Origin of the sequence: Cronobacter sp. HA18003 (assembly GCF_011605905.1) — a bacterium.
Lineage (GTDB): Bacteria > Pseudomonadota > Gammaproteobacteria > Enterobacterales > Enterobacteriaceae > Cronobacter > Cronobacter sakazakii.
The window spans coordinates 104,763-117,878 of the sequence record NZ_JAANQO010000021.1 but is presented as its reverse complement, the minus strand read 5'-3'; the positions used below and the strand labels follow the sequence as shown (position 1 = coordinate 117,878).

Sequence of the window (13,116 nt, the reverse complement as noted above, 5' to 3'; positions counted from 1 at the left end):
TAACTGCCTGCAACGCTTAAAAATCGCTGTGGGATGCCTGGGGTTACGTTTACAATCGGAGCCGTCATGACAGATAACGAATTAATGCAGTTAAGTCAGCAGCTTGGCGCTGCGCTGAAGGCGCAGGGCGCGACCGTGACGACGGCGGAATCCTGCACCGGCGGCTGGGTGGCGAAAGTCATTACCGATATCGCCGGTAGTTCCGCCTGGTTTGAACGCGGCTTCGTGACCTACAGTAATGAGGCTAAAGAACAACTTATCGGCGTGGATGGCGCTACGCTCGCGGCGCACGGCGCGGTCAGCGAGCCGGTCGTCAGGCAAATGGCGCAGGGCGCGCTGAATGCCGCAGCGGCCTCTTATGCTGTCTCTGTGAGCGGTATTGCCGGGCCCGATGGCGGCAGCCCTGACAAGCCCGTCGGCACCGTCTGGTTTGGCTTTGCCGACAACCAGGGAAGGGTGGAGGCACACGTGCAACGCTTTGATGGTAATCGGGATTCCGTACGCCGCCAGGCGACCGCGTTTGCGCTGCAAACCTTGTGGCAACATTTTATACAAAAGACTTGATACTGTATGCTCATACAGTATAATTGCACCAACGAAACAAATTCGCAGCGTGGCGCAATTGGGCTCACCCTGCATGACAGGAGTAAAAATGGCTATCGACGAAAACAAGCAGAAGGCGTTGGCGGCAGCACTCGGCCAGATTGAGAAGCAATTCGGCAAAGGCTCCATCATGCGTTTGGGTGAAGATCGCACCATGGATGTGGAAACGATCTCCACCGGCTCTCTCTCCCTGGACATCGCGCTGGGAGCGGGCGGTCTGCCGATGGGGCGTATCGTGGAAATTTACGGCCCGGAATCTTCAGGTAAAACCACGCTGACGCTGCAGGTGATTGCCGCAGCACAGCGCGCGGGTAAAACCTGTGCGTTTATCGACGCAGAGCACGCGCTCGATCCCGTCTATGCCCGTAAACTCGGCGTAGATATCGATAATCTGCTCTGCTCTCAGCCGGACACCGGTGAGCAGGCACTAGAAATCTGTGACGCGCTGGCGCGCTCCGGCGCGGTAGACGTGCTGGTGGTCGACTCCGTTGCGGCCCTGACGCCGAAAGCGGAAATCGAAGGGGAAATCGGTGACTCTCATATGGGCCTCGCGGCACGTATGATGAGCCAGGCGATGCGTAAGCTGGCCGGTAACCTGAAAAACTCCAACACCCTGCTTATCTTCATCAACCAGATCCGTATGAAGATTGGCGTGATGTTTGGTAACCCGGAAACCACGACCGGTGGTAACGCGCTGAAATTCTACGCGTCTGTGCGTCTCGACATCCGCCGTATCGGCGCGGTGAAAGAGGGCGAAGAAGTGGTAGGTAGCGAAACCCGCGTGAAAGTGGTGAAAAACAAAGTCGCTGCGCCGTTTAAACAGGCTGAGTTCCAGATCCTCTACGGTGAAGGGATCAACTTCTACGGCGAGCTGGTTGATCTTGGCGTGAAGCACAAGCTGATTGAAAAAGCGGGCGCCTGGTACAGCTACAACGGCGAGAAGATCGGCCAGGGTAAAGCGAATGCGACCAACTTCCTCAAAGAGAATAAGCCGATGGCTGACGAAATTGAGAAGAAGCTGCGCGACATGCTGCTCAACAATCAGGACTCTACGCCTGACTTCACCGTCGATGATAACGACGGCGGCGTTGAAGAAACCAACGAAGAGTTTTAATCTCAAGGGCTGCTGATGCAGCCCTTACTTTTTTCTGTCTCCTCAACTTCGCCACTGTTATTCACGCCTATGACTGACGCTACTCCCCGCCGCTCCGCTTACTCCCGCCTTCTTGACCGCGCCATGCGAATACTCGCGATGCGCGACCACAGCGAGCAAGAGCTCAGGCGCAAGCTTGGTGCCGTGTTGCCGGGCAAAAATGAAGAGGAGCAAGAGCAGGCGACGCCGGAAGATATCGAGAAAGTGATTGCGTGGTGCCACGAGCAGCATTATCTCGACGATGCGCGTTTCGCCGAGCGCTATATCGCCAGCCGTGGCCGCAAAGGCTACGGGCCGCAACGCATTCGTCAGGAGCTGCAGCAGAAGGGTATCTCCCGAAACGCGTGCGACAGCGCCTTCGCTGACTGCGAGGTGGACTGGGAGCAACAGGCCCGCGATCAGGCCGAGCGTAAATTCGGCGCGCCGCTGCCGCGCACCTTCCCCGAAAAAGCCAAAGTCCAGCGCTTTTTACTGTATCGCGGCTATTACATGGAAGATATCCAGGCGATCTACCGAAATTTTGAGTGATGACCCCATGCGGGGTTTTACTTCCCTGTAAAGAAAACTTATCTTATTCCCACTTTTTTCCGTTTAGCCTGGTCTGGCGGCAGCGTGCTGCGCCACTCGGGTGACACATTTCGTTAGCTTGATTTCAGGATAATTATGAGCAAGAGCACCGCTGAGATCCGTCAGGCGTTTCTCGACTTTTTCCATAGCAAGGGACACCAGGTAGTCGCCAGTAGCTCTCTGGTCCCGAATAATGACCCGACTTTGCTGTTTACCAACGCCGGGATGAACCAGTTCAAGGACGTGTTCCTTGGTCTCGACAAGCGTAATTATTCCCGCGCGACGACGGCGCAGCGCTGCGTGCGCGCTGGTGGTAAGCACAACGACCTGGAAAACGTCGGTTACACCGCCCGCCACCACACCTTCTTCGAAATGCTGGGCAACTTCAGCTTCGGTGACTACTTCAAACATGATGCTATCCAGTACGCCTGGGAGCTGCTGACCGGTGAGCAGTGGTTTAACCTGCCGAAAGATCGCCTGTGGGTAACCGTCTACGAAACCGATGACGAAGCTTACGAAATCTGGGAAAAAGAAGTCGGCATCCCGCGCGAACGCATTATCCGCATCGGCGATAACAAAGGTGCGCCTTACGCGTCTGACAACTTCTGGCAGATGGGCGATACCGGCCCGTGCGGTCCGTGCACCGAGATTTTCTACGATCATGGCGACCATATCTGGGGCGGGCCTCCGGGCAGCCCGGAAGAAGATGGCGATCGCTATATCGAGATCTGGAACATCGTGTTTATGCAGTTTAACCGTCAGGCTGACGGCACCATGGAGCCGCTGCCGAAGCCGTCCGTGGATACCGGTATGGGCCTTGAGCGTATCGCCGCGGTGCTGCAACACGTTAACTCCAACTACGAAATCGATCTGTTCCAGAAGCTTATCAAGGCGGTGGCGAACGTCACCGGCGCGACCGACCTGAGCAACAAATCGCTGCGTGTTATCGCCGACCATATCCGTTCCTGTGCATTCCTGATTGCAGATGGCGTTATTCCGTCTAACGAAAACCGCGGCTATGTGCTGCGCCGCATCATTCGCCGCGCGATTCGTCACGGCAATATGCTGGGCGCGAAAGACACCTTCTTCTACAAGCTGGTGGGGCCGCTGGTGGACGTCATGGGCGTGGCGGGCGAAGAGCTGAAACGCCAGCAGGCGCAGGTTGAACAGGTTCTGAAAACCGAAGAAGAGCAGTTTGCCCGCACGCTGGAGCGTGGTCTGGCGCTGCTGGATGAAGAGCTTTCTAAGCTTACGGGCGATACGCTCGACGGCGAAACGGCTTTCCGTCTGTATGATACCTATGGCTTCCCGGTCGATCTGACCGCGGACGTCTGCCGCGAGCGCAACATTAAAGTTGACGAAGCGGGCTTTGAGGCCGCTATGGAAGAGCAGCGCCGTCGCGCGCGCGAATCCAGCGGTTTCGGCGCGGATTACAACGCGATGATCCGCGTTGACGGCGCGTCAGAATTCAAAGGCTACGATCACACCGAACTGACAGCGAAAGTCACCGCGCTGTTTGTCGACGGCAAATCCGTTGAGCAAGTCACTGCGGGCCAGCAGGCTGTCGTCGTGCTGGATGAAACGCCTTTCTATGCGGAGTCCGGCGGTCAGGTTGGCGATAAAGGCGAGCTGAAAGGCAATGGCTTTACGTTCACTGTCAACGATACCCAGAAATATGGTCAGGCAATCGGTCATATTGGCGAGCTGGCCAGCGGCGTTCTGAAAGTGGGCGAGGGTGTTAAAGCGGAAGTGGACCATGCGCGACGCGACCGTATCCGTCTCAACCACTCGGCGACGCACCTGATGCACGCCGCGCTGCGCCAGGTGCTTGGCACCCATGTCGCGCAGAAAGGTTCTCTGGTCAACGACAAAGGCCTGCGTTTCGATTTCTCCCATTTCGAAGCGATGAAGCCGGAAGAGATCCGTAAGGTGGAAGATCTGGTCAACGCCCAGATCCGCCGTAACCTGCCGATTGAAACCAATGTGATGGATCTGGAAGCGGCGAAAGCCAAAGGGGCGATGGCGCTGTTCGGCGAGAAATATGAAGACCGCGTACGCGTACTGAGCATGGGCGATTTCTCCACCGAGCTGTGCGGCGGTATCCACGCGTCGCGCACTGGTGATATCGGCCTGTTCCGCATCGTTTCAGAATCCGGCACTGCCGCAGGCGTGCGCCGTATCGAAGCGGTGACCGGCGAAGGCGCGCTGTCTCTGGTTCATGCCCAGAACGACCGCCTGAACGAACTCTCTCACCTGCTGAAGAGCGACAGCCAGACGCTGAACGATAAAGTTCGCGCGATGGTTGAGCGCACTCGTCAGTTGGAAAAAGAGCTGCAGCAGCTCAAAGAACAGCAGGCGGCGCAGGAAAGCGCTAACCTCAGCAGCAAAGCCGTGGACATTAATGGCGTGAAACTGCTGGTGAGCGAGCTTGCAGGCGTCGAGCCGAAAATGCTGCGCACGATGGTTGATGATCTGAAAAATCAGCTCGGTTCTTCGGTTATCGTGCTGGCGACCGTCGCGGAGGGGAAAGTCTCTCTGATCGCGGGCGTGTCAAAAGATGTGACGGATCGCGTCAAAGCTGGCGAGCTGGTGGGCATGATTGCTCAGCAGGTCGGCGGTAAAGGCGGCGGCCGCCCCGATATGGCGCAGGCAGGCGGCAGCGATGCCGCGGCGCTGCCCGCAGCGCTTGGTAGCGTTGAAAGCTGGGTAACCGCGAAGCTGTAAAACCAAAACGGCAGTAAAGACGCCATAACGCATTGTTGTTATGGCGTCTTTATCTGTGCCCGAACTATAACGATAAAGTCGGGTTGATTTTTTCTGGATCGGCTAAACTTAGGTTTAACAGAATGTAATGCCGTGACTGCTTACACCTCAGGTGTTTGTCATCGCTTACTTTTTGGCGTTATATGATGGATAATGCCGGGATACAGAGAGACCCGACTCTTTTAATCTTTCAAGGAGCAAAGAATGCTGATTCTGACTCGTCGAGTTGGTGAAACCCTCATGATTGGGGATGAGGTGACCGTGACAGTTCTTGGGGTAAAAGGCAACCAGGTACGTATTGGCGTTAACGCCCCCAAAGAGGTATCTGTACACCGTGAAGAGATCTACCAGCGTATCCAGGCTGAAAAATCGCAACAGTCCAGTTACTGAGTTGTCGCGTCTCGCTCATACCGGCGAGGCGCATCCCCCTTTTGGTTTCTTCCTCGCTTCTTCCTGTTTCTCCGTCTTCTGACGCGCTTTCCCGTTTCCCTTTTCCTCATTTGATACGCCCCTGTTGCAGCGCATTTGCGTTGATAAAACAGCCTTTTTGTTGGCAAAGCAGGCGGATTGGGCGGTAATTGTGCAAACGATACAGAGTCGGGAAAAATTGTTTGACTTATAAGTCCCAGAAAGTAATATGTGCGCCACGCAGCGACGATGAGACGAAACAAGCTCTTCGAAGCACTCGTAAGAGGCGTGTGGTGAGGTGGCCGAGAGGCTGAAGGCGCTCCCCTGCTAAGGGAGTATGCGGTCAAAAGCTGCATCGGGGGTTCGAATCCCCCCCTCACCGCCATTTTGCATCCGTAGCTCAGCTGGATAGAGTACTCGGCTACGAACCGAGCGGTCGGAGGTTCGAATCCTCCCGGATGCACCATCTCTTACTTAGTATGGCTTTCGTAGCGATACTAATATCAGCAGTAAAGCAGTATTCCCGATGCATCCGTAGCTCAGCTGGATAGAGTACTCGGCTACGAACCGAGCGGTCGGAGGTTCGAATCCTCCCGGATGCACCATATTTTTCCACGGTATCAGCAATGATGACGTGACCTGGTGAGCGATGATTATCGCGAATTCCAGGGAGGATAACGCTGCCCTGGCAGCGGCCCTTCAGGGTGAGGCGAAGCCGAATAATCCTCCCGGATGCACCATTATTTTTCACGCTGTCTTTATGATGACGTGAACCGCAGTAAAGCAGTATCCCCAATGCATCCGTAGCTCAGCTGGATAGAGTACTCGGCTACGAACCGAGCGGTCGGAGGTTCGAATCCTCCCGGATGCACCATCTCTTACTTAGTATGGCTTTCGTAGCGATACTAATATCAGCAGTAAAGCAGTATTCCCGATGCATCCGTAGCTCAGCTGGATAGAGTACTCGGCTACGAACCGAGCGGTCGGAGGTTCGAATCCTCCCGGATGCACCATCTTCCTGCACAGTATCAGCAATGATGACGTGACCTGGTATGCGATGATTATCGCGAATTCCAGGGAGGATAACGCTGCCTTAGCAGCGGCCCGTCAGGGTGAGGCGAAGCTGAATAATCCTCCCTGATGCACCATTTCCTCACCTGAATATACCCTTGCTCTGCCAAAGATATTTCGCAACGCCTCCTTTCCCTTTTTATACTTTCCCTGAAATCACTTTTACCAGCTTGATTCCTTAAGCCATCGCCACCGCCCGCAAGCCTTAACAGCGACAACATTAACGGTTTAGGCTAAAGTAACATTCCTGGCGGTCAGGTGATGAGGACATGATGTACGAGCGTTACGACGGGCTGATTTTTGACATGGATGGCACCATCCTCGATACCGAGCCGACGCACCGGAAAGCCTGGCGCGACGTTCTTGGCCGCTACGGCATGCAGTTTGACGAGCAGGCGATGGTCGCGCTGAACGGTTCGCCCACCTGGCGCATCGCCCAGGCGGTCATTGAACTGAATCAGGCCGATCTCTGTCCGCATGCGCTGGCGCGTGAGAAAAACGCGGCGGTACAGGCGATGCTGCTGGATACGGTGCGTCCACTGCCGCTGATTGACGTCGTTAAGGCGTGGCACGGTCGTCGTCCGATGGCTGTCGGCACCGGCAGCGAAAGCGCGATGGCGGAAGCGCTGCTGGCGCATCTTGGCCTTCGTCACTATTTCACCGCGGTGGTTGCCGCCGATCATGTACAGCATCACAAACCCGCTCCCGATACGTTTCTGCGCTGTGCCACGCTCATGGGCGTCGCGCCTGAGAAATGCGTCGTGTTTGAAGACGCGGATTTCGGTCTCGAAGCGGCGCGTCTCGCGGGAATGGATGCCGTGGACGTGCGTTTGCTGTGAGCGACGCGCTGTCGCTCCTCTCGCTCTTCACCAGCAGTTTTCTGAGCGCCACGCTGCTGCCGGGCAGTTCCGAAGCGGTACTGGTGGCGCTGTTGGTTAGCGTAAAAACCGCCCCCTGGCTTTTGGTATTAACCGCAACAATAGGTAATAGCCTTGGGGGGTTAACTAACGTTATTCTTGGGCGGCTGTTTCCGCTGCGCGAGTCGTCGCGCTGGCAGGAGCGCGCGCAGGGCTGGCTGCAACGATTCGGCGCGCCGGCGCTGCTGTTAAGCTGGCTGCCTTTAGTCGGTGATTTATTATGCCTGCTGGCAGGGTGGCTGCGTCTTCCCTGGGGGCCGGTGATTTTTTTTCTGTGCCTTGGCAAGGCGCTGCGCTACATCATCATTGCGGCAGCGACTTTACAGGGTATGACGTGGTGGCACTAATTGGATTGTTTGAGCGACCTTTCATCGTCAACCTTTACCATTACAATTATGCTTAATAAAAATATTTTCGACACGACAGGCGGGAGGTCAATTTGATCCCGGACGTATCACAGGCGCTGGCCTGGCTAACCGAGCATCCTGAGGCATTGAAAGGCATTCGCCGTGGGCTTGAGCGCGAAACACTGCGCGTCACGCCTGAAGGCGAGCTGGCGACCACGGGGCATCCGGAAAGCCTGGGCGCCGCGTTAACCCATAAGTGGATCACGACGGACTTTGCCGAAGCCCTTCTGGAATTTATCACGCCAGTAGATGGCGATATCGACCACATGCTGACGGTTATGCGCGATATCCATCGCCACACCGCCAGAGCGCTCGGCGACGAGCGCATGTGGCCGCTCAGCATGCCCTGCTATATCAAAGAGGGGCAGGACATTGAGCTCGCGCAATACGGCACCTCGAATATCGGGCGTTTTAAAACGCTCTATCGCTCAGGGCTGAAAAATCGCTATGGCGCGCTGATGCAGACGATTTCCGGCGTGCACTATAACTTCTCGCTGCCGCTGGCGTTCTGGCAGGCGAAGTGCCAGGTGGACGATGCCGAAAGCGGTAAAGAGGCGATTTCAGCGGGCTATTTCCGTCTGATCCGCAACTACTACCGTTTTGGCTGGGTGATCCCGTACCTGTTTGGCGCATCACCGGCGATCTGTTCGTCTTTCCTGCAGGGTAAGCCGACCAAACTGCCGTTTGAGAAAACCGACTGCGGCATGTATTACCTGCCTTATGCAACGTCGCTGCGCTTAAGCGATCTGGGCTATACCAATAAATCGCAAAGCAATCTCGGGATTACGTTTAACGATCTGCACGGTTATGTGGCAGGATTGAAGCGCGCGATTAAAACCCCGTCGGAAGAGTATGCGAAGCTGGGGCTGAAGAAAGACGGCGAATATCTGCAAATCAACACCAACATTTTGCAGATTGAAAATGAACTCTACGCGCCCATTCGTCCGAAGCGCGTCACGCGCGATGGCGAATCGCCGTCCGATGCGTTGCTGCGTGGCGGTATTGAATATATCGAAGTGCGTTCGCTCGATATCAACCCGTTCTCGCCGATTGGCGTTGATGAAAATCAGGTGCGTTTCCTCGATCTCTTTATGGTCTGGTGCGCGCTGGCGGATGCGCCGGAGATGAGCAGCGATGAGCTGTTGTGTACCCGCACCAACTGGAACCGCGTGATTCTGGAAGGCCGCAAGCCGGGGCTGACGCTTGGCATCGGCTGCGAAACGGCGCAGTTCCCGCTGGAGAAAGTGGGCAAAGATCTGTTCCGCGATTTACGTCGCGTGGCGCAAACGCTCGACGGCATTCACGGCGGCCAGGAGTACCAGCAGGTCTGTGACCGACTGGTGGCCTGCTTTGACGATCCCGAGCTCACTTACTCGGCGCAGATTTTGCGTTCGATGATTGAAAACGGGATTGGCGGCACCGGACGGATGCTGGCGGATCGCTACCGCACCATGCTGCGTGAAGAGCCGTTGCAGGCGTTGCATGAAGAAGATTTTCGTCAGGAGCAGGCGGCGTCGCTGGCGCGCCAGCGTGAGATTGAGGCCGCGGATACCGAACCGTTTGATGAATGGCTGGCGAAGCAGGCGTGACACAAAAGAAAAAGGCCACATCGCTGTGGCCAAATTGTCATCTCTGAACTCAGTGATGATGATAACAAATGCGCGTCTTTCATAGATTCAGACCGGGCCCGCGAACATAAGTTCAGTTAAATTTAAAAAAATCACTACTCGGAGGTGATCAGATGCCATTGCTTGATAGCTTCACTGTTGACCATACCCGTATGGAAGCGCCTGCGGTACGTGTGGCGAAGACCATGAACACGCCGCACGGCGATACCATCACCGTGTTCGACCTGCGTTTTTGCGTGCCGAACAAAGAAGTGATGCCGGAAAAAGGCATTCACACGCTGGAGCACCTGTTTGCCGGTTTCATGCGCGATCATCTGAACGGCAACGGTGTAGAGATCATCGATATCTCCCCGATGGGCTGCCGCACCGGTTTCTATATGAGCCTCATCGGCCAGCCTGACGAGCAGCGCGTGGCTGACGCCTGGAAAGCGGCAATGCAGGACGTGTTGAAAGTAAAAGCGCAGAATCAGATCCCTGAGCTGAACGTCTACCAGTGCGGCACTTATGAGATGCACTCGCTGGAAGAGGCCCAGGAAATCGCCCGCCATATTATCGAACGTGGCGTAGGCGTTAACAGCAATGATGCGCTGGCGCTGCCGAAAGAAAAATTACAGGAACTGCACCTGTAAGCCGTCAAAATAAATAATGAAAAGGGAGCCTTAATGGCTCCTTTTTTATTATATGATTGCCGTAACGGTTATATTTACGCGCCATCTGGTGCCATCCAGGCGACTTAAAACAAATTTTTTGTAAGCCTTAAAATAGGACCGCCAAATAAAATATCGGTTTTCAATCATTAACCCCTTAACGAATAGCCTGAGCAGCGTTGCAGATGCGTGGCGGGCCGCGTCCGGTCTTGCATATCGTCAGCGTTATGCGTCAGGGGTAACACTGTGAATAATAATGATATCGCGCGCTGCGCAGATCTTTTCACGGACGTCATACTATTATCAAGGCTATGCAGACTGGGAACGAGGAATGAGGGGTTTATTCAGACGCGGCGTTTCTGACTTATCCGGTAACGAGACGGGAAATACCACCCGGTTTATCCGGCGAACATTACTTTTTATGGGCGCTCTGTTAGGGCTGTTTTTCCTGATAGCGATGCTTTCTCTTCTGCACATTGCGAATACTATCAACGAGCGCGCGGATGCACAAAGCCGCCATCTGTTATTAAAAGCCCTGCAAAATCGCCAGGATACGATAAAAACCACGCTTAATGACTACTCTGACTGGGGCGAGGCTTACCTGAATTTGCATCAGGCGGTCAACGTGACCTGGGCGTGGGACCGCGGAAATCTGGGCGCATCGCTCTATGAGATGTTCGGCTATGACGGCGTTTTTGTCGTTGATGGCAGCAATGCCACCCGCTACAGCGTTGTGAACGGCAAACTCAGTCACCAGAAAGTGGAGCACTGGACAGGCGCGCCGGTGTTGAACAGTCTGCGCACCGCGCTTGATGCCTCCGATGGGGCTTGTGTCATCACGCCGATGGAATACCACGGCCAGCCCGCGCTGGTGGGGGCCGCCTGGATACGCAGCGGCGGGGACAAAAATGTTGCCGCTGAACCCGGCACGCCGTCGCTGCTGGTTTTTATCGATGTGCTGAGTGGCGCGGAGCTCGCGCAGATGGGCCATGAATACGGCATTGAGGATCTGCATGTGCGTAAACCCGGCGACGCATCGCCTGGCTACCGTGAGGTGACGCTGAGCCTGCCGCTTGGCAACGGCCACGTCACGATGGTCTGGCGCAGCGAAGATCCCGGCCACAACCTGATTGTCGTTATCCTGCCGCTGCTGATTTTCCTGATGTGTTTTACGGGGCTGGTCGCAGGTATTTCCATGCGTAACGCGCTCAATAAAGCGCGGCTCAATGATGAAAATGCCTTTTTGCTGGAGCAAAACCGGCTCGCGCTGGCTGCCAGCGAACGGCGTTTTCGTGATGTCGCGGAAGCGACCACCGACTGGATCTGGGAAACGGACGACGAGCTGCGCTTCACCTGGCTTTCCGAGCGTTTTCCGGTCATTACCGGCTATCGCATCGCCGACTGGTTAGGGCGGCGCGTCACCGAATTTATTCAGGAGGACAGGGCGACGCTGGAAGCGTGGTTCCATCAGCCGGGGCACGGCGGGCACCGCAACATGACCCACTGCCGCTATCTGTCCGCGCAGGGACATCAGCGCTACTGCAATCTGGTGGCGAAGCCCATCGCCACACCGGAGGGCGGGCTAAGCTTTCGCGGCACCGCGACCGACGTCACGCTTGAAGTCGAAGCGCAGGCGCGGGTGCAGTATCTCTCGCTGCATGATGAACTGACCGGCCTGCCTAACCGGGTGCGCATGAAAGAGTTTCTGGAAGGCAAACTTCAGTCGCGCCCGACGCGCGAGCATCCGCTGGCGATGATTAGCCTCGATCTCGATAAGTTTAAACCGGTTAACGATCTCTTTGGCCACGGCGTCGGCGACGAACTGCTGCATCAGGTTTCCGAGCGTCTGCGCGCCTGCCTGCGCGATTTCGATCTGGTGGCGCGCCAGGGCGGCGATGAATTTATCCTGATTATCCCGGATATCGAACGCAAGGAAGCGCTGGAGCAGCTCTGCGCGCGCATTCTTGCCGAGCTCAACCGGCCCTTCAGCGTGCAGGATCATGAGATCCTCATCGGTGCCAGTATGGGGATCGCGCTCGCGCCGCAGGACGCGGTAAACGCGACCGATCTGCTGCGCTTCTCGGACATCGCGCTCTATAAAGCGAAAAGCCGCGGGCGCAACGGCTGGGTATTTTATAACGCCGATATGGCCGAACAGATTGTCCAGCGCCGCGAAATGGAGAACAGCCTGCGTGAAGCTATCCGCGAGCAGCAGTTCCGGCTGGTCTATCAGCCGCGCTATGACGTCAACGCTGAAAAGGTGGTGGCGGTTGAAGCGCTGTTACGCTGGTATCACCCGACGCTCGGGCTGCTGATGCCGGATCAGTTCATTCCGCTCGCCGAAGAGACCGGGCTGATTATCGCCATCAGCGACTGGGTGCTGAACGCCGCCTGCCGCGATGCGCAGCGCGACATGCCCGGGCTTTCTGTCTCCGTGAATATTTCGGCGATGGAGTTCCGAACGCCAGGGCTGGTGGAGCGGGTGCAGGAGGTGCTGAACACGACCGGGCTTGCGCCAGAAAGGCTGGAGCTGGAAGTCACGGAAAACGCCACGCTCTCAAACCCTGAGCAGAGCCTTGCGCTGATGAATGGCCTCAAAGCGCTCGGCGTGCGGCTGCTTATCGATGATTTCGGCACGGGCTATTCGTCGTTAAGCTACCTGCGCACGTTCCCGTTCGATGGTATTAAGCTTGATAAATCCTTTGTGGCGGGCATGCCGCACTCGGATAACGCCAACAGCATCGTGGAGAATATCATCGGGCTTGGCAAAGCGTTCTCACTCAGCATCACCGCGGAAGGCGTGGAGACGCCGGAGCAGCTGGCGCAGCTTAAAATGTATCAATGCGATGAAACCCAGGGATATCTGATGTGTCGGCCACTGCCGCTGGAGCGTCTCATCGCGCAATTGCGTAAGCAGGGCATGCCCCCCGCGAAGGAATAATCCGCATCAAT

10 protein-coding genes and 5 tRNA genes are annotated in these 13,116 nt (G+C 56.1%); all 15 read left to right on the top strand.

What is annotated here, in order from left to right; all coding sequences use genetic code 11:
* The first annotated feature begins 66 nt into the window (after positions 1-66).
* The 15 genes from pncC (at position 67) to G6041_RS11680 (ending at position 13,105) form a co-directional block, all read left to right on the top strand.
* Entirely contained in the window at positions 67-564 is a 498-nt protein-coding gene (gene pncC / locus G6041_RS11750) for a nicotinamide-nucleotide amidase (RefSeq protein ID WP_004387896.1), read from the top strand.
* A gap of 88 nt (positions 565-652) precedes the next feature.
* The gene (gene recA, locus G6041_RS11745; RefSeq protein ID WP_004387897.1) at positions 653-1,717 is read left to right on the top strand and encodes a recombinase RecA; all 1,065 of its coding nucleotides are present in this window, start codon (positions 653-655) and stop codon (positions 1,715-1,717) included.
* A gap of 69 nt (positions 1,718-1,786) precedes the next feature.
* Entirely contained in the window at positions 1,787-2,284 is a 498-nt protein-coding gene (recX, locus tag G6041_RS11740; RefSeq protein WP_012123946.1) for a recombination regulator RecX, read from the top strand.
* Positions 2,285-2,419: 135 nt separating this feature from the next.
* Positions 2,420-5,047, top strand: a complete 2,628-nt coding sequence (gene alaS, locus G6041_RS11735) for an alanine--tRNA ligase (protein WP_012123948.1) — start codon at positions 2,420-2,422, stop codon at positions 5,045-5,047.
* 243 nt (positions 5,048-5,290) lie between these two features.
* Entirely contained in the window at positions 5,291-5,476 is a 186-nt protein-coding gene (csrA, locus tag G6041_RS11730; protein WP_000906486.1) for a carbon storage regulator CsrA, read from the top strand.
* Between the two features lie 310 nt (positions 5,477-5,786).
* Positions 5,787-5,879 (top strand) — tRNA-Ser (locus G6041_RS11725).
* 4 nt (positions 5,880-5,883) lie between these two features.
* Positions 5,884-5,960, top strand: a tRNA-Arg gene (locus G6041_RS11720).
* A gap of 62 nt (positions 5,961-6,022) precedes the next feature.
* Positions 6,023-6,099: transfer RNA gene (locus tag G6041_RS11715), tRNA-Arg, on the top strand.
* 192 nt (positions 6,100-6,291) lie between these two features.
* Positions 6,292-6,368, top strand: a tRNA-Arg gene (locus G6041_RS11710).
* Between the two features lie 62 nt (positions 6,369-6,430).
* Positions 6,431-6,507 (top strand) — tRNA-Arg (locus G6041_RS11705).
* Positions 6,508-6,837: 330 nt separating this feature from the next.
* A complete protein-coding gene (gene yqaB, locus G6041_RS11700) occupies positions 6,838-7,404 on the top strand; it encodes a fructose-1-phosphate/6-phosphogluconate phosphatase (protein ID WP_029039619.1) in 567 nt (188 codons plus the stop codon).
* Positions 7,401-7,829 carry a YqaA family protein gene (locus G6041_RS11695; protein ID WP_007777638.1) on the top strand — a complete coding sequence of 143 codons (429 nt, stop codon included), beginning with the start codon at positions 7,401-7,403 and terminating at the stop codon, positions 7,827-7,829. The genes yqaB and G6041_RS11695 overlap by 4 nt, the downstream gene beginning before the upstream one ends.
* A gap of 92 nt (positions 7,830-7,921) precedes the next feature.
* A complete protein-coding gene (gshA, locus tag G6041_RS11690; RefSeq protein WP_004386441.1) occupies positions 7,922-9,478 on the top strand; it encodes a glutamate--cysteine ligase in 1,557 nt (518 codons plus the stop codon).
* A 152-nt stretch (positions 9,479-9,630) separates the two neighbouring features.
* The gene (luxS, locus tag G6041_RS11685) at positions 9,631-10,146 is read left to right on the top strand and encodes an S-ribosylhomocysteine lyase (protein ID WP_012123949.1); all 516 of its coding nucleotides are present in this window, start codon (positions 9,631-9,633) and stop codon (positions 10,144-10,146) included.
* Positions 10,147-10,585: 439 nt separating this feature from the next.
* A complete protein-coding gene (locus G6041_RS11680) occupies positions 10,586-13,105 on the top strand; it encodes a bifunctional diguanylate cyclase/phosphodiesterase (RefSeq protein ID WP_012123950.1) in 2,520 nt (839 codons plus the stop codon).
* Positions 13,106-13,116: the final 11 nt, after the last annotated feature.